At 38.7% G+C, this 21851-nt stretch carries 14 protein-coding genes; 8 read left to right on the forward strand and 6 right to left on the reverse strand.

Annotation, left to right across the window (positions count from 1 at the left end):
- Positions 1-3: 3 nt before the first annotated feature.
- Positions 4-1395, reverse strand: a complete 1392-nt coding sequence (locus GVN22_RS21400) for a TolC family protein (RefSeq protein ID WP_166553050.1) — start codon at positions 1393-1395, stop codon at positions 4-6.
- 316 nt (positions 1396-1711) lie between these two features.
- Between GVN22_RS21400 and GVN22_RS21405 the strand changes: the two genes are divergently transcribed.
- Together GVN22_RS21405 and GVN22_RS21410 are read left to right on the forward strand one after the other, a co-directional pair.
- Entirely contained in the window at positions 1712-2395 is a 684-nt protein-coding gene (locus tag GVN22_RS21405) for a response regulator transcription factor (protein WP_166553051.1), read from the forward strand.
- A 173-nt stretch (positions 2396-2568) separates the two neighbouring features.
- Complete coding sequence (locus GVN22_RS21410) at positions 2569-3870, forward strand: HAMP domain-containing sensor histidine kinase (RefSeq protein WP_166553052.1); 1302 nt, start codon at positions 2569-2571, stop codon at positions 3868-3870.
- A gap of 153 nt (positions 3871-4023) precedes the next feature.
- Here the strand turns inward: GVN22_RS21410 and GVN22_RS21415 are convergent, their stop codons facing one another.
- From GVN22_RS21415 to GVN22_RS21425, 3 genes are all read right to left on the reverse strand, one after another.
- Positions 4024-6171, reverse strand: a complete 2148-nt coding sequence (locus tag GVN22_RS21415) for a c-type cytochrome domain-containing protein (protein ID WP_166553053.1) — start codon at positions 6169-6171, stop codon at positions 4024-4026.
- Positions 6172-6291: 120 nt separating this feature from the next.
- Positions 6292-7749: a DUF1501 domain-containing protein gene (locus tag GVN22_RS21420; RefSeq protein WP_166553054.1), complete on the reverse strand. Its 1458-nt coding sequence runs from the start codon at positions 7747-7749 to the stop codon at positions 6292-6294.
- Positions 7750-8113: 364 nt separating this feature from the next.
- Positions 8114-10504 carry a PSD1 and planctomycete cytochrome C domain-containing protein gene (locus GVN22_RS21425; protein ID WP_166553055.1) on the reverse strand — a complete coding sequence of 797 codons (2391 nt, stop codon included), beginning with the start codon at positions 10502-10504 and terminating at the stop codon, positions 8114-8116.
- A 321-nt stretch (positions 10505-10825) separates the two neighbouring features.
- Here GVN22_RS21425 and GVN22_RS21430 point away from each other — a divergent pair, with 321 nt between their 5' ends.
- Entirely contained in the window at positions 10826-11338 is a 513-nt protein-coding gene (locus GVN22_RS21430; protein ID WP_166553056.1) for a methylated-DNA--[protein]-cysteine S-methyltransferase, read from the forward strand.
- A 90-nt stretch (positions 11339-11428) separates the two neighbouring features.
- On the opposite strand, the gene GVN22_RS21435 is transcribed toward GVN22_RS21430, so the two are convergent.
- Both GVN22_RS21435 and GVN22_RS21440 read right to left on the reverse strand, forming a co-directional pair.
- Positions 11429-13585: an alpha-galactosidase gene (locus GVN22_RS21435; RefSeq protein ID WP_166553057.1), complete on the reverse strand. Its 2157-nt coding sequence runs from the start codon at positions 13583-13585 to the stop codon at positions 11429-11431.
- Between the two features lie 143 nt (positions 13586-13728).
- A complete protein-coding gene (locus GVN22_RS21440) occupies positions 13729-14622 on the reverse strand; it encodes a LysR family transcriptional regulator (RefSeq protein ID WP_166553058.1) in 894 nt (297 codons plus the stop codon).
- Positions 14623-14697: 75 nt separating this feature from the next.
- Here GVN22_RS21440 and hutH point away from each other — a divergent pair, with 75 nt between their 5' ends.
- The 5 genes from hutH to hutF are packed head-to-tail and all read left to right on the forward strand — an operon-like array spanning position 14698 to position 21797.
- Complete coding sequence (gene hutH, locus GVN22_RS21445) at positions 14698-16266, forward strand: histidine ammonia-lyase (RefSeq protein ID WP_166553059.1); 1569 nt, start codon at positions 14698-14700, stop codon at positions 16264-16266.
- A gap of 4 nt (positions 16267-16270) precedes the next feature.
- Positions 16271-17515: an imidazolonepropionase gene (gene hutI / locus GVN22_RS21450; protein WP_166553060.1), complete on the forward strand. Its 1245-nt coding sequence runs from the start codon at positions 16271-16273 to the stop codon at positions 17513-17515.
- Positions 17516-17554: 39 nt separating this feature from the next.
- Positions 17555-19561, forward strand: coding sequence for a urocanate hydratase (locus GVN22_RS21455; protein WP_166553061.1), 2007 nt, complete (start codon positions 17555-17557; stop codon positions 19559-19561).
- A gap of 48 nt (positions 19562-19609) precedes the next feature.
- The gene (locus tag GVN22_RS21460; protein WP_166553062.1) at positions 19610-20407 is read left to right on the forward strand and encodes an N-formylglutamate amidohydrolase; all 798 of its coding nucleotides are present in this window, start codon (positions 19610-19612) and stop codon (positions 20405-20407) included.
- A gap of 10 nt (positions 20408-20417) precedes the next feature.
- Positions 20418-21797, forward strand: a complete 1380-nt coding sequence (gene hutF / locus GVN22_RS21465) for a formimidoylglutamate deiminase (protein ID WP_166553063.1) — start codon at positions 20418-20420, stop codon at positions 21795-21797.
- The last annotated feature ends 54 nt before the right edge of the window (positions 21798-21851 follow it).

A 21851-nucleotide genomic window follows, 5' to 3' on the forward strand; every position in this document is an offset into this window, starting at 1 on the left:
GAATTATCTAGCTTGTTTCATGAGTAAATCGGCATCACCAGAACTGGCTGCTTTGAGCAATAAGGCTTGCCATACATTGGCATAAGCTACGTTGATATTGGTTTCGGCTCTGTTCAATACAAAAAGCGCTTGAGTTAGGTCGATGATATTCGACAAACCGTTTTTGTATAATAATGCCTTTTGATTATAGGCAGTACGTGCCGCCTCCAACTGAATAGGTGCTTCGTGATAACTTGCCAACGCATTTTGGATACGCTGATCTGCCAAAACAACCTGATTTTGCAACTGCAAACTCATTTGTTCGTATTCATAGCGTAACCCTTCACGTAATAATTTTTGTGCCTCTATTTGCTTGTTGATTTTGGTTGGAGCCATAAAATTCCAGAAAATCCCTGCACCTACTAAAAAGTTGCTTCTAGTTGGTACAATGCCTCCAAAGTAAGAACCATCAATATGATGATTATCAGGTGTGTAGTCATTTTTAAAACCAGAGCCTTTGGTCTGAAAAGCACCAAAAAGATTTACTGTAGGAAGCTTATTTCTTTCATATAAAACTTGTTGTTTTTCGGCTAGAGTGATTCTTGAAGCATACCATTGAAGGGTTGGATTTTGCTCGATAGACTGAGACGTTTCCAAGCTTTTGGGAATACTGATAAAATATAAACTGTCCAAATCAAAGGCTTGAGGAGATTTGTTGAGAAATTGTGCCAACTGTGCATTTGCCTGAACTTCAAGGTTTTTGGCATCAATAATCCCCTGACGAGCATTAGATACTTCGGCATTAGCTATTGATGAATCAACCCCAGCATTCAAGCCATTTTTGGCACGTGCTTTTACTACATCTTGTAAAGCAGTAACACGTTTGAGATTTGCCTGACTGACTTCTACAAATTTTTGTGCGGCCAATACATTAAAATAAGCTGCACCGATTTTCATGCTGTGCGCAAATTTTTCTTGTAGTACATCCAACGAATCACGCGCTACCTGCGACTTTGCCAAGTCGAGCGTAGCATTCAAACGCCCAAAAGAATATGCCTCCCAGTTGATATTAGTAGCATAAAGCGCCCCAAAAGCGGTGTTCCAGTTTTGGGAAGTTGAACTTGGTCCTGAAGCCGCTATACCTACACCTTTATACGAGTACAGCGGACCAAATTGTCCGTTGGCTGTTCCGTAGTTTTGTTGAATGGCAGTGTTTACATCAGGCAAAAATTGTCTTCTGGCATTTTCAACCATAACAGTTGAAGCACCCTGATAACTCTTTTTAGCCTTGATAGAATTATAATTTTGTAAACCCGTTTGGATAGCTTCCGAAAGAGTAAATACTGGTTTTTGTGCAAAAGCTGGCCGAAGCAAGCAAAAGCAACACAAAAACATGAACAAGGATTTTAGAGACATAGTTTTATAAGAAATTAACGACTTTGGTATCTTTGCCACAAAGCCTCATATCATTAATAATTGTTGAGAAAATGGACGAATTAACGCTTGATTAATTCAAATTTTCAGCAAGATTTTGAGGAGATTTTGAAGTTTCAACAAAATTAAACAGTTTTTATACTGTGTCCTGTTCTATAGTACCAATATGATACAATAATTGTAGTATTTTAAGAAGAAGGAATTTGATTCGTTAAAGGAAAAGGATAAAATCAAGAAAATATTGATACCGTTGGAACTTCAAATTTGCTTCAAAAAGAATTTTCTATTTTAGGCACTTATGAAAATATTAATCGTAGAAGACCATCCTGAACTGGCTCAAAATATTTTCCAGTTTCTCAGCAAAGAAGGCATTGTATGTGAACTTTGCGCCACTGCCCAACAAGCCGAAGACCGCTTGCTGGGTTTTGAATATGATTGTATTGTATTAGATATTATGTTGCCTGATGGCAATGGTTTAGATATACTCCGTTTTATCAAACGGAATAAGATTCAAAGTTGCGTACTGATTATTTCTGCCAAAAACTCCTTAGACGATAAAATCACAGGATTAGAAATTGGAGCAGACGATTATCTCACAAAACCCTTTCATTTGTCGGAGCTATTGGCCAGATTACGAGCACTTTATCGTAGAAATCATTTAGGAGGTGACAACGTGGTGACCTTCAATGAAATAACCATTAACACCACTACCTACGAAGTACAGGTAAACCAACAAACTTTAGATTTGACCAAAAAGGAGTTTGATTTATTGGTTTATTTTTTAGCGAATAAAAACAGAGTTATTACTCGCCAGTCTATTGCAGAGCATCTTTGGGGAGATTATACAGATACTTTATCTAATTTTGATTTCGTTTACCAACATGTAAAAAACCTGAGAAAAAAGATAAGCAATTTTGGCGGAAACGATTATATTTCAACGGTTTATGGTCTTGGATATAAGTTTGATACAAATGTAAAATAAAATTAGTGGGCTTTAGACTGTAAGCTGTAGGCATTAAGCTTAATGCTCGTTGTAGGCAAGAAGATGGGTAAAGCATTAAACTTTCAGCAAAAAATATTTTAAAACTATCTGCCTAATGCCTCTTGCCTGATAACTCACATATTACACAATCCTTTTTGTTGCTACCAAACATTATGAAACTCATCAATAAATTCACTTCTTGGTATTTGGGTATTTCGGCCTTTGTATTTTTGGTCGGAGGCATACTGACTTTTTATAGTTTTGAATCTCATATCGAAATAGCCCAAGCGAAAGAACAAGAAAAGCTTTTGCGCCATATTTGTCAAAAAATTGAGAATGGCGTTCCTTATGAAAAACTGGTAAGAGAACAATTACACATTGCTGAAATTCCATACAATTCTCAGATCAAAAAGGTTTCGCTTTCGGATACTTTGGCATGGAGTCCACAACTACAACGTATTGACCGTCAGATAAAAGCCTCAGCATCGTACAAAATCAATGGGCATCATTATGATATTTCTGTGTACAATATGATGATTAATACCGACGATGTTACCAAAGTGGTGTTTGAGTCGATGGCGGGTATTTTCCTATTGCTCATTGTGCTTTTGTGGGTTTTTATCAGGTTAGGTTCAGAAAGAATTTTAGCGCCTTTTCATAATACTTTAGCAGAAATACATCGATTTTCTTTGAAAAATAAACAAGCCATTCACCTTCCTGAAACTAGCACCAATGAGTTTAATCGATTGAATCATTTTCTGGAAAAAATGATGAACAAAGCCATTTGTGATTATAATTCCTTGAAAGAGTTTTCTGAAAATGCTTCTCATGAGTTGCAAACGCCTTTAGCGATTATTCAAGGAAAATTGGAGTTGCTCATGCAATCGCCTATAAGTGATGAACAAGCAGGTTTAATATTATCTTCCCTAAATGCCCTCGACAAACTCAACAAAACCAATCAATCGTTGATTTTATTGACAAAGCTCGAAAATCAAGAATATGAAAGTATCGAAGAAATCAATTTTTCGCAATTGGTCAATGAAACGCTGGAAGGCTTTGAAGAACTTTTAGAGATGAAATCTATTACGCTTCAAAAACAAATCGAACCTCATATTTCGCTCAGACTACATCCTGTGTTGGCTTCTATTCTTTTGAATAATCTTTTTAGCAACGCCATCCGACACAACATTTGTAATGGAACAATATCCGTAACCTTAACGCCTAAAAAACTTTATATAGAAAATACAGGTAAAGCCCCAAGTATGCCAACCGAAGAGCTTTTCAGACGATTTAAGAAAGAAAACCCTGACTCTATCGGTTTAGGGCTATCCATTGTGAAACAAATTTGTGAACTACATTTTTTTGAAATTACTTACAAATACATCGACTACCGCCATGCGTTTGTGGTGTGTTTCAAAAATGCCAAAACTCAAAAAGAAGCTGAATATATGGAGGTAGCATCATCGGGCGGATAGCTACTTTTTCTTTACAATATCATGCCTTGATCAATTACCTAAACCCTAAATGAGTTCCTATGGACCAATATCTGATTCTATAAAGATATTTCCCAATAATAGATCACTTGGTGGCGCTTCTGATTCTTATCAAGTAATGTTAGCCATGAGGGGTTAGTTGAAAAACACTTCATCAATAAATACCCATCCTGGTTGACCTTTGCCATTATGCCAACTAGGTAATTTGGTTACGGGACGAGCGATGATTTTGACAAATGCATAGTTCCCCGCTCTCAAAGTAGTCTCTATTGGATCTATTCGCACAGGTTCATCTTTCGAAGGCTGAACAGGATTGATTTTCTGTACTAATTGCAAACTGCTTTTACTATTGCCAGCCCATATTTCTACAGAAGTAGGAGGAAAAATAAAGCCTCCTATATTTCTTCCGAGACTAAGCATTACCGATTTGATTGGAGTTGGTGTGTCAAAGGTAAAAAGTGCTTCAAAAGGTTTTTCACGATAACCCAACCATGCCTTATTTTTAAAGTCATTGGCATCGCCTTTTTTCAAATTAATGAGTGTGTTTCCTCCTTCACCCATGTATTGAGGGTTGGGTTGATTGATTAGCTCTACACTTTTAGGATGATATTTTCCTTTAAAAAAGACATATTCAACCATATCACTGGCATACCAATGTGCTTTGACGGCCTTTGCTTTGAGTACAGTATAAGTATTGAGCTCGAACGGCTTTTGGTACGCAGGTGAACTCAGTGAATCGGGTTGTTGACCGTTGATAGTATATCGAATGGTAACACCCTTCAATGGATGTTTAAATGAAATGAGCGTAGGTTTGCTCAACACAAAATCTTCATTCTCAAGAATTGGAGGGGTAAGCTTGAGCATTTCTGTATCGGTTGGAATATACCCTTTTTCAAAGCGAATCGATGGAAATTGTTTCTGTATTTCATTCACTTCTACTTCGGTAAGTGAAGTATTCCAAACGAATACCTGCTTGAGAGCTGGTAATTTTGCCAACTGAGCAAGGGAGTTTTTAGTCTGCTTTGTACCAGATAAAGACAAAGATTTTAAGTTGGTCAAACTTTGTAGGCTAGATAAATTTTCGCCAGTGATGTCGGTATTATTTAAGACAAGTTTTTCTAAATGTGCAAATTGCCCTATGGTTTTTAGGTCTTCATTTTTGATGGGCATATTTGATAAATTAAGAACGACCAATTGTTCTTTAATTTCTGTTAATTCTGCTAGTTGCTCAGGTTTAAAAGCTTGACGCACAAAGAAATCCGCTTGCAAGGCAGGAGAGCCATTTGCCAATGGAAAAATCACTCTAAAAGGAGTGTTGAGCTTCTGGCGCGTTTGTTCATTTGCTGGTTCAAAGTCGTAAGAAATCTCAGGAGTGGAAGAATGGCTCTTTTTATTTTTCTCCCAATATGCTTTTATAGGACTATTGACAGCCAATTGTTTAAGTGTCTTTTGTGTATTGGTTCCATCGTTAATCCAAGCGCTAAGTACCGCAATTTCTTCAGGAGTAAGCTGAGTTTTCCCCTTGGGTGGCATGTGCTTTTTGTCGTCAAGAGGCAAATTGGCACGTTCAATCAAATGACTTTGAAGTGCGTTACCACTCATCCAGATAGGTCCGTTTTTGCCTCCTTTTTTTAAGCCATCGAGAGTTGTCATCAGTAAGCCACCTTTAGTTTTTTGTTCATTGTGGCATTGATAACACTTTTCTTTTAAAATAGGCTGAATGACAGCTTCGAAAATGGGTGAATCTTCTGTAAATACAATGTCAGCTTCTACTTTATTATTAGGAAATAAATAATCCTCGCCATGAGTCAAACTTGCGCCATAATGCCCTGTAATCAATAGAACGGCAATACTCAATACTAAAGCTGAAGTAAAAATGCGTGGTTTGGTTGAGGGTTGATCAATGAGCCAAAGTCCATAACATAAAAAACTTAATACTATGCCAGCATATTTGTGCCAAGTGAGCAAGCTTGCCGTATAACCTTCTTCTTTTGACAAAAAGAAACCCATTAGTGCTGCAATATTGGCCGTAAAAGCTGTAATTGCTAAGACAAACTTCAAGAGCTTCTCAAAATTTTCCCCTTCAAATTTTTTCTTAAAAAACCAAAATAAACCCGCTACTAATAGCAATCCAATAGGCAAATGTAAAACCATAGGATGCATCCGACCTATGGTTTGTAAACCAAGAGGGATATTTACTTTTTCTTGAAAAACTAGCAAGAATAACAACAAAACATGCAGTGCAAAAAGTAAATAAGAAAGTATATGCTGAAAACGAGACATGTAAACGAATCAATATTTAGAAAGAAAATTGGTTTTAGAATAGGATAAAATTGATGAGATAAAGTATTAGTAATCATTAAATTACACTTAAATCTCATCACTCACAATTGAGCACTCATACTAAGCCATTAAGCCTGGTAATACTTTCCCTGCTAAATCGGTAAGTCGGTAACGACGCCCAAGGTGCTTGTATGTGAGTTTTTCGTGATTAATCCCCATCAAGTGCATCACAGTCGCATGGAAGTCATTGATATGTACGGGGTCTTTGACAATATTATATCCAAAATCATCCGTTTCGCCATAGACAGTACCTGGTTTTACGCCACCACCAGCCATAAACGTACAATAGGCTCTTGGATGGTGATCTCGCCCATAGTTATCTTTTGAGGCTGTTCCTTGTACATAATTGGTACGTCCAAATTCGCCACCCCAAATCACGAGTGTTTCGTCGAGTAAGCCCCTTTGTTTGAGGTCAGTAATCAAGGCAGCTGAAGCACGATCTGTGTCCATGGCTTGCATCGGCATTTCACCAACCAGATTACCGTGTTGATCCCAACCCTGATGATAAAGTTGAACGAAACGAACTCCTGCCTCAGAGAGCTTTCGAGCTAAAAGACAATTAGCTGCAAAAGTTCCAGGAACAAGACATTCAGGGCCATACATTTTGACAATATAGTCAGGCTCTTTACTTAGGTCGGTTAGTTCAGGAACAGCTGTTTGCATGCGATATGCCATTTCATATTGCTGTACTTTAGCTTTAATTTCAGGGTCGCCAAAATCGTCATAAGCCATGTTGTTGAGCTCTGCAAGATGATCTAACATTTTACGATGCGAAGCTCTATCAGAATTAGCAGGGTTATTGAGATACAAGATAGGATCCTCGCCGCTACTAAATACCACACCTTGATGGGTTGAGTCTAAAAATCCATTCGACCAAAGCTTAGAATATACCCCTTGTCCATTCCCTTTTCCTCTTGACAGCAAGACTGAAAATGCTGGTAGGTTTTTATTTTCACTCCCAAGACCATAGCTTACCCATGCACCCATACTTGGACGATTACCCTGTTGTGCACCTGTTTGCATAAATGTGAGGGCGGGGTCGTGATTAATGGCCTCAGTATGCATGGTTTTAATCATACAAATATCATCTGCAATATTGGCAATATTGGGAAACAACTCACTCATCCACATACCCGATTGACCATATTGTGCAAATTTAAAGTAAGACCCAACCAATGGAAATTTAGCCTGACTAGCCGTCATTCCCGTTAGGCGTTGCCCCATACGAATAGAGTCAGGCAATTCTTGACCAGCCATTTTGTTGAGTAAAGGTTTGTACTCAAAACTTTCGTATTGTGAGGGAGCACCATTTTGAAACAAATAAATAACACGCTTTGCTTTTGGGGCGAAATGGGCTATCCCAAGAGGTAAACCTTCAGCATCATCAGCCGAACCTCTAAACAAATCGGGCACCAACAAAGAGCCTAGTGCAAGTCCACCAATACCCGCAGCCATTTTTCCCATGAAGTGTCTGCGGTTAATATTCAGACGATTTTCTATAAATTCATTCTTATTCATCTTATATGATTGGGTGCTTTATTCTGTTGAGTATTAGTATAAAAGTAGGAAGACGTTATTAGTTAATAGTCTGATTACTGGACAAAACGAGAAAAGGTATTTAGACTTTTTCAATGAATGTTTAAATACAGTTTAAAACTGTTAAAAAAATGAGTCCAAGACTAAGTCTTGAACTAGTAAATTCAATTTTGTCCAGTAATAAGGTTAATAGTATGTTGGTCATTTAAAGGCATTCATATTCAAAAGGTTATAGTCAAATTACACCTCAGATATACTATTAATTTAATCTTTCCAATTACTTAAAGGATATTTATCAGAGGTATCAAAGGTGAATATTTTCTGCCGTATGCCCATAGCCGACAGCTTATTTCATAATTGCCTCTTCGAGATTATACATCATAAGTACCGATTGCATGAGGGCTGCGGCAGTAGGACGTAAATTGGTCTTATCCTGCGTTTTTGCCGATGCTAACAAGGACGGCTTCTCTCCTACTTTCAAGAGTTTCAGTGCTTTTTGAGGATTTTGACTAAATACTTCTTTTTCATTGGTAAAATATTTTTCAAATATTGTCAGCTCTTTTTCTTTTCCATTTCGACAAAGAACCGTGCGGAAGGCCTTTTTGATTTTATCCTCATCCGTAGTATTTTCAAGCGCTATTTTTTCTGCTAATACTCTAGCCGATTCTAAAATGACAGGGTCATTTAGCATCACTAATGCTTGTAATGGCGTATTGGTTCTTGAACGTTTTACTTCGCATTGATCTCGATTTGAAGCATCAAAAATCAACATAGAAGGTGGTGGAACAGTACGTTTGATAAATACATACATTCCTCTTCGGTAAAGACTATCTCCGTGGTCTTGGATATAACTTTTGAGGCTTCCTCTGCCAGAGGTGGCTACTTCCCAAAGACCTTTAGGCTGGTACGGTTTTACGCTTGGTCCACCAATCACAGGGCTTAACAAGCCACTAGTAGTGAGTACAAAATCACGTACCAACTCGGCTGAGAGACGCATACGAGGTGCACGAGACAGCAAAATATTTTCGGGATCTTTGGCTAAATGTTCTTTGGTGATAACAGCCGATTGTTTGTAAGTAGCTGACATGACAATTTGTTTCACCAAGCGCTTGATATTCCAGTGATTGGTACGAAAATCTACAGCAAGCCAGTCGAGTAACTGAGGGTGAGACGGCAACTCGCCTTGCATACCAAAATCCCCTACAGTTTTGACTATCCCACGAACAAAAAACTCTTGCCATATTCGATTGACAAAAACTCTTGCCGTAAGAGGATTTTTCTCATCTGTAAGCCATTGAGCTAAACCAAGGCGGTTTTTCGAATATTTCTTTTGATTAAATGGCAGTAAAAAATTAGGCATTTGAGCCTCAACAAGCTCAGAAGGCTGGTCATAATTCCCACGACTCAGTACATGCGTTTTTCGCAGGGTATCCGCATCTTGCATTACCATTACCGAAACATCGGCGGTATCTCTTTTATTGATAAATCTCAGAATGCTTTTTATGTCCTTAGTTGTTAACTTAAGGTTGGGAGGATCGGCAAAAGAGGCATCAATGGTACCAAACAGACCTTTTTCGGGCACTTGATTGAAAAAGGCAAACGCGCTGTAATAGTCTTTTTGTTTGATAGGATCATATTTATGGTCATGACATTTGGCACATTCGTAAGTGAGGGCCAAAAAGGTTTTACCAAAGGTATTGGTACGATCAGTCACATATTCGACACGGTATTCCTCATCAATTACGCCACCTTCTTGTGTAATTTTATGGTTGCGGTTGAAGCCAGTAGCCAACACAGCCTCTTTCATGCGTGGATTTTGGAGATTACCTTTTTGATTTTTGACAATGATATCTCCAGCCAATTGCCATGTCAAAAATTTACTATAACTATAATTTTTATTGAAAGCATGAATAACCCAATCGCGCCAAGGCCACATGGTACGTAGTCCATCATCCTGATAGCCATGTGAATCGGCATAACGTGCAACATCTAGCCAAGAAATCGCCATTTTTTCACCATAGTGTGGCGAAGTAAGTAATTCATTGACTACTTTTTCGTAGGCATTTGGGGAAGGGTCATTCAAAAAATGTTCTTGTAGTTCGAGTGAAGGAGGAAGCCCTGTAATATCTAAACACACCCTTTTTAAGAGTCTTTCTTTATCCGCTTCTTCGTTGGGCTTTAGGCCATTTTCTTCCATTTTTGCTAAAGTAAAATAATCGATAGGGCTTTGAGGCCAATCGGTATCATTTACTTTGGGTAATTGAGTTTTTTGAGGTGCTGTAAATGCCCAATGAGGTTTGTATTTTGCCCCTTGTTTAATCCACTTTTCAATCAAGGTGATTTCTTGCTCTGTCAGTTTGAGGTTCGAGTTTAATGGAGGCATTATATCAGCAGTATCTTTTGTAACAATGCGTAACCACACAGCCGACTCATGGGGTTTTCCTGGTACAATAGCATGAAATTTGGGATTATCCTTAAGACCAGCGTAGGCAGCTTCTTCGGTATCTAGACGTAAATTAGCTTCTCTTTTGTTGGCATCGGGACCATGGCACTGAAAGCAGCGATCGGAGAGAATGGGGCGAATATGATAATTATAATCTACCTCACCCGCAACAGTATCAGTCGACGCACTGCTTCCATTTCTCAGAAAACAAGCCGAAGTGATACAACACAAAGACACGAATAAGATTAGTAAAAGCTTGTTAGCCAACAAGTATGTCAATAGTTTGTTGTTCATGAAATGACAGAAATAGTTTGATATTGATGAACATTATTACTTCTAAAGGCCAAAACAATATCGTAATACCCAAACACTTTTTTAGATAAAATTAAATTCTATCTAGGAATTGTAATACTGTTTTATCCTGAATCCCTAGTAATAGTCTCTCTCATTTCTATGAATCTGTTCACTTCTTATCTCATTTTAGCAAATCTCTTTTACTTTTGTAACCTGCCTTTAGCTCTAGGTGTTATGCCGTAGGCTTCTTCATGAAATAGTAGAAGCTGTTCTGCATAATGCCTACGGCTTATAGCCCAAAGCGCATTAATACAATTTTACATGAAAGAATACAAACAGCTGTTTTTTAAAGATATACAGTCACCCGTAGGAGAAATTAGGTTGGTAGCAACAGGCGAAGGGCTTACAGCTATATTATGGGAGGGGGAAGATTATCAACGAACCAAACTGCCTGTTCCTGAAAGAGATGATGCGAATCCAATTCTTTTACAAACAGAATTACAACTGGCAGAATATTTCGAGAAAAAAAGAACGACATTCGATATACCACTGGATTATTACGGAACAGACTTTCAAATGAGTGTTTGGAATGCCCTGCTTACAATACCCTATGGCGCAACAAAAACATACGGTGATATTGCTCGTTTATTGGGTGACATAAAAACCGTGAGAGCAGTTGGTGGAGCACTGAATAAGAATCCGATTTCGATTATTGTTCCTTGCCATAGAGTAGTTGGAACATCTGGAAAGCTGGTAGGTTTTGCAGGAGGATTGAGAAATAAATCTTTGTTACTCGATTTGGAAAGTAGCCTCAGAACTCCAATGCTTTTTTAGTACATCCATGTCAAACTAATTTGTTACACCTTATGATAGAGTTTGCTGTCATACAAAACTCTATCATAAGATGTAATACTGTCTTACAGATTATTCTATCACTAACCAAGTGTAGCCTTCTGCAGGTATTTTTACTTTTACCTGAATTTCATGGTTTTGGTTCAATAAATATACCTTTGAGGAGCCTTCTTTTTCTCTGACTTTTGCTTCTTTAGTCAAGCCCGAATAGTACAAAGGAAGCGTAATAGTTCGCTCAATATCTTCTTTATTAGGATTATACAACATTGCTAGCCCTTTTTGTAGTAGCGTACTCGATACATGCAATAGTCCATCCCAATCCCGTCCATCGGCACGACGAAGCTGAATCATGTCGGCATTCAAAATGTCTCGATATTTTTTGTACCAGCTAATTGTTTTCTGAACTACTGCTTTTGTAGCGTCTGTATCATACAAGCGTGGTCCTCGATAGCAGGCTTGTACACCAGCTCCATAGTAAATCATCATCAATTGCTCATAATCGCTAAGATGCTCATTGAGAGGCTCTAAGATTGCACTTTCATCGCCACCTTGGTATTTTGTTAATGGTACAAATCCCCAACTCATTGCACTCGTTTTTTCGATTGTGCCATCATGAATATTTTGTCTATTGAGGATACGTTGTTGTTCTCTACTTAGAGAGAAATTTACCTCACGATACCCCAAGGCTATTTTATGAGTTCCATCCAAAAAATACCAATCAGGCGCATTGATATATACGCCTCTTTCGTTTAACCAACGATAAAGCTCTTTTTGAATATTCATCTGTTTCCATTGAGAATCAGCCAATCCTTCATGACCAGGGTGCTGTGTAGAAGCACAGACATCGCCAGGATAAGGGCCATCATTTTCCCATATATCAAAATGGGTTACTTCAAAAAATTGCTTGATTTTATCTCGATAATTAAGTCCCCATTTACTCCCAAAACAAGGAGCATTACCAAAAAATGCGTGCCCAGTTTTTCCCGTAACTGGGTCAACAACATCATTTTCGTCATCGATTCGTCGGCTACTAAATAGAGAATATCCTCCCAACAAAATTCCTTTGCTATGTGCATAATCAGCCAGTTTTTTCCAGCGAGTCAAATTCGTTTCGCTAACATCTTCCATATTGAGGTGACTCCCAAAACTCAAAATCAGCGCTTCGTATCCTGTTGATGCGCACTGATTAATACAATTAATGACTTGTTCATCATTTTGACTAACTAAGTGCATAAAAATCGGATTTTGAGTAGTCCAAGGAGCGATGGTTCTATACATTTTTCGAATCATCATACCTCTACGCTGACGATCATACGAATCCATTAAGAGCTCATGCGTGCGCACTGATTTGAAGCTTTCACCATGAACAATCTTGATATGGGATACTTTTTCTGGATATACCTCAAACAAACATGGGGTTTCGTAATTATAATTTACCTGAGAGGTATAAGTCGAATCTGTTAGCCAATGGGTGGTTTGATCGCTAATGTCATAGCGCATAGCATTGTTAAAAGCATAATTGGTTTCGAAATATATACCATGTTGTTTTTTCATCTGAGTAGGGCTTCCTACAACAGCACTTTCTTCCTCTACAAGACCCAATATTTCATTGACTACCCTATCAACATATATCGTCTTACCAGTTTGGTTCTCTATCTCTACCCATTTGATAATCAATGGAATATTATCGTATATCTCATAGTTGACTTGTACTTTTATCCCTTGCAAACCTTGGTCTTGAGGCACAAAACTTAGTTTCAATCTTTTACCTTCGAGACGCTTCGTATTGGGTACCCAAGTATTAGCTTTCCAATTAACAAAAGGCTCTACGGGTTTTACTTCAAAAGATTGATAAACAAAATCCGATGTACCCTTTTTCAAATCTTTCAACCATTCTTTCTTCAGATAAGCGTTTTCTTTTTGTCCCTGTAGACCCCCTACTTGATATATTTTACCATTGATTGTCACACGAGCTTCGGGTTTGACAGACCGAATCAATTGTTGCTGAGTACTTTGATTAAAATAGTCATAACAGGCCAAGTTTTCACCTAGAAAAAAGCTTCGTCGAACCAACCCGTTATCTAGCACTATTTCAGAATTCGTAATGTTGACTTGGGATTTTTGGGGAATAGAGCCGACAAGCCAGTCTTTGACAAGAGCTTGATGTTGAGCCAATAAAGAAATTGTTGCTTTCGCCAAGAAAGCAATAATTAAGATGATTTTTTTCATGAGTTAAATATATCTAAGGTTTGAAAATTGGGATTAAAGGGAGCGAAACAAAAGGTTATTTCTTTCCTTTTAACTTTTAGAAAAGAAGAACGCTAGAAAAAATACCCTTTGTTGGTAGTCAATTTACACAGCAAAATGGGGTTCTAGTTAATCATCTTTTTGATTACCTCCAACAATAGCGGAATCCCTGGATTTCGATTATCCTTGTTCCAAACCAATGATAACGTAGTTCGCTGTGGAATATCAATTAAGTCTAAAAACTCCACATTGATGTTATAGCCGTTCTTGAGTGAAGAAGGTACAATAGCAACCCCTAATCCTTCTGACACTAAATTGAAGATACTCAGCGCATTGACGGTTCTTAATGTTACGTTTGGACTAAAATCATAATCCTTGAAAATACTCATCACCAAGTCATAATATGAGGTACTGTATTGTCTAGAAAAAAGAATGAATGACTCCTCTTTAAAATCCAGTAAATCAACGGGCACTTTATTTTTTAGGGGGTGGTCTTTAGGAACTACCAGTGAGAAGTGTTCTTTCGAAATAGCTACCGAATTGATATGCTCATGCGATTCGCTGATGCGTACAAAACCAAAATCAAGTTCTTTTCGCTGTAGCATTTCTATTTGTATTTCATTACTCAGCTCGTTGAGTGTGATATCTATCAAAGGTTGCTTATGTTTTAGTTCAACCAATAATTGTGGGAGAATAGTCTGAACTGCCGAACCAATAAAACCAAGCTTTAGGGAGGTAATTTTTCCCTCTGTAATTTTTTCAACCTGCGATTGAATATTATCTATTTGGGTAAAAAGTAAATCTACTTCTTGTTTCAGATACGCGCCAGCGGGCGTTAATGCTACAAATCTTTTGCCTCTTTCAAACAAGGTAGCGTGATAAATTTCTTCCATTTGCTTGATTTGTCGAGTCAGCCCAGGCTGCGAAATACAGAGTCGCTCAGCGGCTTTTCGAAAATGTAATTCCTCTGCTAATATCTTAAAATAAAGAAGATGACGAAGTTCTATTTGATAATTCATAGTTATCAATTATTGACAAAATTGGTATTTCTAATTATTAAAGATAGAATATACATTTGTGAAAGACTAAAACTTATGGAACATTTTCATTACGGAGACGATTTTTTGAAGAGCTCCACCGCATTACATATTGCCCAAGGTAAAGTAAAGGGTATTTTGAAGGAATCAACCAAGGAAGGTATCAGACAAAGTGCTGAATATGTGGCAACTATTGTCGAATCAGGAAAGGTTGTTTACGGTATCAATACAGGATTTGGCTCGTTGTGTACCACGATCATCAATCCAAAAGACACACATCGATTACAAGAAAATATCTTAAAAAGTCATGCTGTAGGCGTTGGCGAACCCATCGAGGAATCCTTGTCCAAATTGATGCTGATTTTAAAAGTTCATGCCCTAAGTAAAGGCTTTTCAGGGGTACAACTTAGCACCATTGAGCGGATTATTTGGCATATCGAAAACGATGTAATTCCTGTTGTTCCCAAACAAGGTTCTGTCGGAGCTTCGGGTGATTTGGCGCCTTTATCGCACTTGTTTTTGCCTTTAATTGGTTTAGGAAAAATATTTTTCAACGGAAAAATGCAAGATACAGCCTCTGTCCTTCAACTATTTGGCTTAGAACCAATAGCCTTGCATGCGAAGGAGGGTCTAGCCCTTATCAATGGGACACAATTTATGGCAGCCCATGGCATTAAGGCAGTTGTTGAAATGAATCGCTTGATGGATAACGCCGATTTGATTGCAACGCTTATGGTAGAAGGGCTAAACGGTTCAATGAAACCTTTTTTCCAAGAAATTCATCAATTACGACCTTACAAAGGAAATGTTTTTGTAGCCAGTACGATCTATAATCTCCTTCAAGGCTCTTCTATTGTGGCTTCGCATGCACATTGCTCTCGTGTACAAGACCCCTATTCTTTGCGTTGTATTCCGCAAATTCATGGCGCATCACGAAATGCTTGGTTACATCTCAAGGAAGTTATTGAAATAGAAATCAATTCGGTGACTGACAATCCTATCGTCATTAATGATGAACTGACCATCAGTGGGGGCAATTTTCATGGTCAACCTATTGCTATGCCAATGGACTACGCTACGCTAGCAAGTTCAGAATTAGGAAATGTCTCTGACCGACGTGTGTATCTATCTCTGGAAGGCGCAACTAATGGCGTACCTAGGCTATTGATGAAAGATACAGGGCTCAATTCGGGTTTCATGATTTTGCAATATACAACCGCTGCGTTGGCGAGCGAAAACAAAAGTCTGTGTTTCCCTGCCAGTGCAGATAGTATTCCTACATCGATGGGACAAGAAGACCATGTGAGTATGGGTTCTATTTCGGGTAGAAAACTTTTGCAAGTTATTGACAACGTCGACAAAATCATGAGTATAGAATTACTCTGTGCAGCACAAGCCAAAGATTTTCATACGCCGCTGACTTCTACGCCTATCATCGAAGCTATTCATGCGCATATTCGCCAGTCCATTCCACATATTGAAGAAGACCAACCTATGCAGGAGCTTTTAGACAAGGCTTTAGTATTGATAAAATCAGGCGTTTTGGTTGAAGTGGCAAAACAAACCGCACAAAAACAGCAAATCGAGTTTTGGGGTACAGGGGTTGAACATTTTGAAAACTTCTAAGCAAATGGATAATACTTTTTTAATAGGACCTTTCAAGCAATTATTGACTTTGCAAAACCTCCCGATCAAAGGAGCTTTGAGAGATGATGATTTGGAAATACTAGATAACGGAGGTTTGTATATAAAAAATGGTTTGATTGAAGAAGTAGGTAATTGGGGTGTATTAAATCAAACGCTTTCTCCAGATATTCAAAGAGTTGCTATTGATGAAAATAGCATTTGCTTACCTTCTTATATCGACTGTCATACACATATTGCTTTTGGAGGAAACAGAGCCAATGATTTTGCCATGCGCAATGCAGGTCGTTCTTATTTAGAAATTGCCGAATCAGGTGGTGGTATTTGGAGTACCGTTCAGCATACACGTGCTTGTTCACAAGAAGAACAAACGCAATTAATTCTAGAAAGAGCGTACCAGCTATTACAGCAAGGAATTACCACCATTGAGGTAAAAAGTGGTTATGGATTAAGTATCGAAGAAGAACTTAAAACGCTTCGAGCTGTTCAAAAAGCCCATCAACGTTCTAGTGTCGATCTGATAGCTACTTGTTTGGCGGCGCACATCAAGCCCAAAGATTTTGATGGTACTTCTGAGCAGTATTTACAGAAAATCGCCCATGTGTTGTTTCCCATTCTACAAGCTGAAAATCTTTGTCATAGAATAGATGCTTTTGTAGAAAAAAGCGCCTTTTCGGCTCAAGAGATTTTGCCCTATTTACAAAAAGCCAAAGTACTTGGTTTTGACATAACCCTTCATGCCGACCAGTTTACAACCTCTGGTTCACAAGTTGCCATCAACCTAGGAGCATTGTCAGCCGACCATCTTGAAGCCTCAGGAGACATTGAAATACAAAACCTTGCCAACTCCAATGTCGTAGCCGTGGCATTGCCCGCAGCATCGTTGGGATTAGGCTGTGATTTTACCCCTGCTAGAAAACTACTTGACGCAGGCGCGTCGCTAGCCATTGCAACAGACTGGAATCCTGGTTCGGCACCGATGGGGCAGCTAATCGCTTCGGCAAGTATTCTGGCAACGATGCAAAAACTTAGCAATGCCGAAATTTTGGCAGGGATTACTTTTCGTGCAGCCAAAGCTTTAGGATTGGCGGATAGAGGTAGGTTGCAAAAAGGGTATCTCGCTGATTTTGTCTTGTATCAAACCAATCATTATCAACAAATTATCTACCAACAAGGGCGTTTACAGCCTTTTGAGGTATGGAAAAATGGTCAAAGAATTTTCAATAAATAAAGTAGTTTTTTCTGATAGACTAATAAAATACTTTTCCAAATGACTGATTTTCAAAGACATATTCTTCAAGGTATTCCAGCTACATTACCTCCCAAGGCAGTTTATGACCCTTCTGTGAGTCATGCGCCTAAGCGTAAAAGTATTTTGACAAAGGAGGAAGAAAAGTTAGCCATTCGCAATGCGCTTCGCTATTTTCCGAAAGATTGGCATATCGAACTAGCCACAGAATTTTTGGAAGAATTACGTAGCTATGGACGAATTTATATGTATCGATTTCGTCCTCAATACCCCATGTATGCTCGTCCCATAGAGGAATATCCTGCTCAATCTCAGCAAGCTGCGGCTATCATGTTGATGATTCAAAATAATCTCAATCCTGCGGTAGCACAACATCCGCACGAGCTTATTACTTATGGTGGCAATGGGGCTGTTTTTCAAAACTGGGCTCAATATTTACTGACCATGCAGTATTTATCCTCCATGACCAACGAACAAACCCTACATATATACAGTGGTCATCCAATGGGGCTTTTCCCCTCATCTCAAAATGCCCCTCGAGTTGTGGTAACCAATGGCATGATGATTCCCAATTACTCAAAACCTGACGACTGGGAAAGGTTTAATGCTTTGGGCGTAACGCAATATGGGCAAATGACCGCTGGTTCGTATATGTATATAGGTCCTCAGGGAATTGTTCACGGCACAACGATTACGGTCATGAATGCGTTTCGTAAAACACTTCCAAAAGGGGAAAATCCCCAAGGAAAAGTCTTTGTAACTTCAGGTTTAGGCGGTATGAGTGGTGCACAACCCAAGGCTGGCAATATTGCGGGGTGTATTACTGTTTGTGCTGAGGTAAATGCAGTTGCTGCTCATAAAAGACATCAACAAGGTTGGGTAGATGAACTCATCGACAATATGCCCTCCCTCCTATCTCGTACCAAACAAGCCATTGAGCAACAAGAAGTTGTATCCATTGCCTATGTTGGAAATATTGTAGAAGTATGGGAATCTTTTTACGAAAACGATATTTTTATTACCCTCGGTTCTGACCAAACTTCTTTACACAATCCTTGGTCGGGCGGTTATTATCCAGCAGGATTATCGTTTGAAGCAGCAAACAAAATGATTGCTGAAAGTCCTGATATTTTTGTTAAAAAAGTAAAAGAATCCCTCGTAAGACACGTACAAGCTATTAATAAACACACAGAACGAGGAACCTATTTCTTTGATTATGGCAATGCTTTTTTGTTGGAAAGTAGTCGAGCTGAGGCTGACATTTGGGCAACAGATGGCATTAGTTTTAAATATCCTTCCTATGTACAAGACATTTTAGGGCCCATGTGCTTTGATTATGGCTTTGGTCCTTTCAGATGGGTATGTACCTCTGGAAAAGAGGAAGATTTACTAACAACAGACCAGATTGCCCTTCAAGTATTAACCCATTTGCGCAAAGAAGCTCCTGAAGAAATCACCCAACAAATGGATGATAATATCAAATGGATTACTGAAGCTGCCAAGAACAAATTAGTGGTCGGCTCGCAAGCCAGAATTTTGTATGCCGATGCCATAGGTCGAATCTCTATTGCCCAAGCATTTAACCAGGCTGTAAAAGATGGTATTCTGAGCGCACCAGTGGTATTGGGTCGCGACCATCATGATGTAAGTGGAACCGATTCGCCCTACAGAGAGACCAGCAATATTTATGACGGCAGTAGATTTACGGCAGATATGGCAATTCATAATGTGATTGGAGACAGCTTTCGGGGTGCTACTTGGGTTTCTATTCACAACGGTGGTGGCGTTGGTTGGGGCGAAGTAATCAATGGAGGTTTTGGAATGCTGTTGGATGGCTCAGAACAGTCTGCTGAAAATCTGCGAAAGATGCTATTCTTCGACGTCAACAATGGTATTGCTCGCAGAGCATGGGCACGCAATAAAGAAGCCATGCAAGCCCTTGAAACAGAGCTTGCACGTACTTCTTCACTCAAAGTAACAAAAGCCCATTTGGTAGATGATGAGGTAATCAATTACCTTTTCGAGTAGCGATTAGACATTTCCTACCATATTTTTATTTACTCTTTCCCATAGATTATGGACATTTTTCATATCATCAAACCTACAGCGCCAGTTGTACCCATGGTCATCAGCTGTCCGCATGTGGGAACTTATATTCCTAATTTCATTCAAACAAAGTTAAACCCTGAAGTATTATTTCATTTGGATGATACCGATTGGTTTGTGCATCAATTATATGATTTTGCTCCAGCGTTGGGCATCACAACGATAATGGCAACTCATCATCGTTGGGTAATAGACCTCAACCGTGACCCTAACAATCAGGCATTGTATAACGATGGTCGAGTCATAACGGGCGTAGCTCCTACTACAGATTTTAATGGAAATCGTTTATACCAAGCTAACCAAGAGCCTAATGATGATGAAATACAAAAACGAGTAGAACAATTCTTTATTCCTTATCATCAGAAATTAGAGGTGCTTTTACAACAACTAAAAAAACAATTTGGTCATGTATTATTGCTCGATGCCCATTCTATCCGTAAACAAGTATTAGGTATTCAGTCTTCGCCATTTCCTGATTTAATTTTAGGAAATAACGATTCTCTAACTTCTACTTTGGCTTTGGATGTGTCGGCACAAGCCATTTTGTCGGGCAGCGATTATTCTTTTTCATATAATCATCCTTTTAAAGGGGGTTACATTACAAGAAGTTTTGGAAAACCAGCGCAAGGTTTTTATGCTCTTCAATTAGAAATGGCTAAAACAAATTACATGGATGACTCCGAAATAAAATATGACGAAGCTCGTGCAGACAAAATCAAAGTACTTTTAAAAACCCTTTGTGAACAACTTTTGGAACAATTGAAATAATAATTCATGTATGAAAATCCAAAAATATCTATTCAAAGCCCTTCTCTCTCCAGAAGGTTGGTTAGAACAGGCAGTCGTAACAGTTGATTCGTTGGGAAAAATAGAATCTATCAAACAATATATTGCTGATGAAACCATTGATGAGCGGGTAAAAGGATATGTTTTACCCGGTTTCCAAAATGCTCATTCTCATGCTTTTCAATATGCTATGGCGGGTTTGGCTGAGTATCATGAAGGGCAAACTGATGATTTTTGGAGCTGGCGCAATGCCATGTATGATTTGGCTCTGCGTGTTTCGCCAGAACAACTCGAAGCCATTGCGACACAACTATATGCTCAAATGGCCTGCATGGGCTATACTGCTGTAGCCGAATTTCATTATTTACATCATCAACACAACGGAAAGCCTTTTGAAAATACCTCAGAAATGGGACAAAGTCTCATGCGGGCAGCACAGCGAGCGGGACTTCATTTGACTTTAATACCAATTCTGTATCAACAAGGTGGTATTCATCAGCCTCCAACTGAAAAACAAAGGCGGTTTATTCATGCAGAGATAGAAGATTTTTTTACCCTAATCGAATCTTCAAAACAAGCATCATCAACATTCGAAAGAGTGAATATTGGCATTGGTGCTCACTCGATTCGGGCGGTTAATCTAGAAAATTTAAGAAGGCTTGTCGCCTATCGTTTGCCTAATCAAGCATTTCATATTCATATTGCCGAACAGCTCAAAGAAGTAGAAGATGCACAAAGAAACCTAAAGCAGCGACCTGTAGAATGGCTTTTTTCAAATATCGAAGTAGACCAGCATTTTCATTTAGTACATGCTACCCATATTACAGCAAAAGAAATGGAGATGATTTCGACCTCACAAGCCAACGTCGTGATTTGTCCCTCTACAGAAGCCAACTTAGGAGATGGGATTTTTCCTTTTAATGCTTTTTATGCTAAAAATGGGAATTGGAGCATCGGTACTGATAGCCATATTGGGCTCAATCATTTAGAAGAATTACGTTGGCTCGATTACGGACAAAGGCTTATCCATCACCAGCGCACTTCCTTTATTCATCAAGGTCAGCCAGATGGTGCACAAAATGCCTTAATAAGTAGCTGGAAAGGCGGAAGAAATGCAATGGGCTTATCTGCAGCACATTTTTTTGAAATAGGGGATTATTTCGATGCCGTCGTGATAGATGCCTCTGAGCCTTTAATTGCGACTACCTCTTTGAAACACCTTTGTAATACTGTACTTTATGCTCAAAATCAAAGTATGATTTACGGGACTATTTCAGCAGGAAAATGGATTGTGAAACAAGGAAAACACCAACATGCAGAATCTATTAACAAGAATTTTGTTGAAACTATTCGTAAAATGGCTAATCGATAAATCTGTTTTCTAAAAAATATTGCTCGAATAAAGAATCAAGGTAATCAATTCTTC

Source organism: Cellulophaga sp. BC115SP (assembly GCF_009905545.1).
In the GTDB taxonomy this organism is placed as follows: Bacteria; Bacteroidota; Bacteroidia; order Cytophagales; family Spirosomataceae; genus Flectobacillus; species Flectobacillus rivi.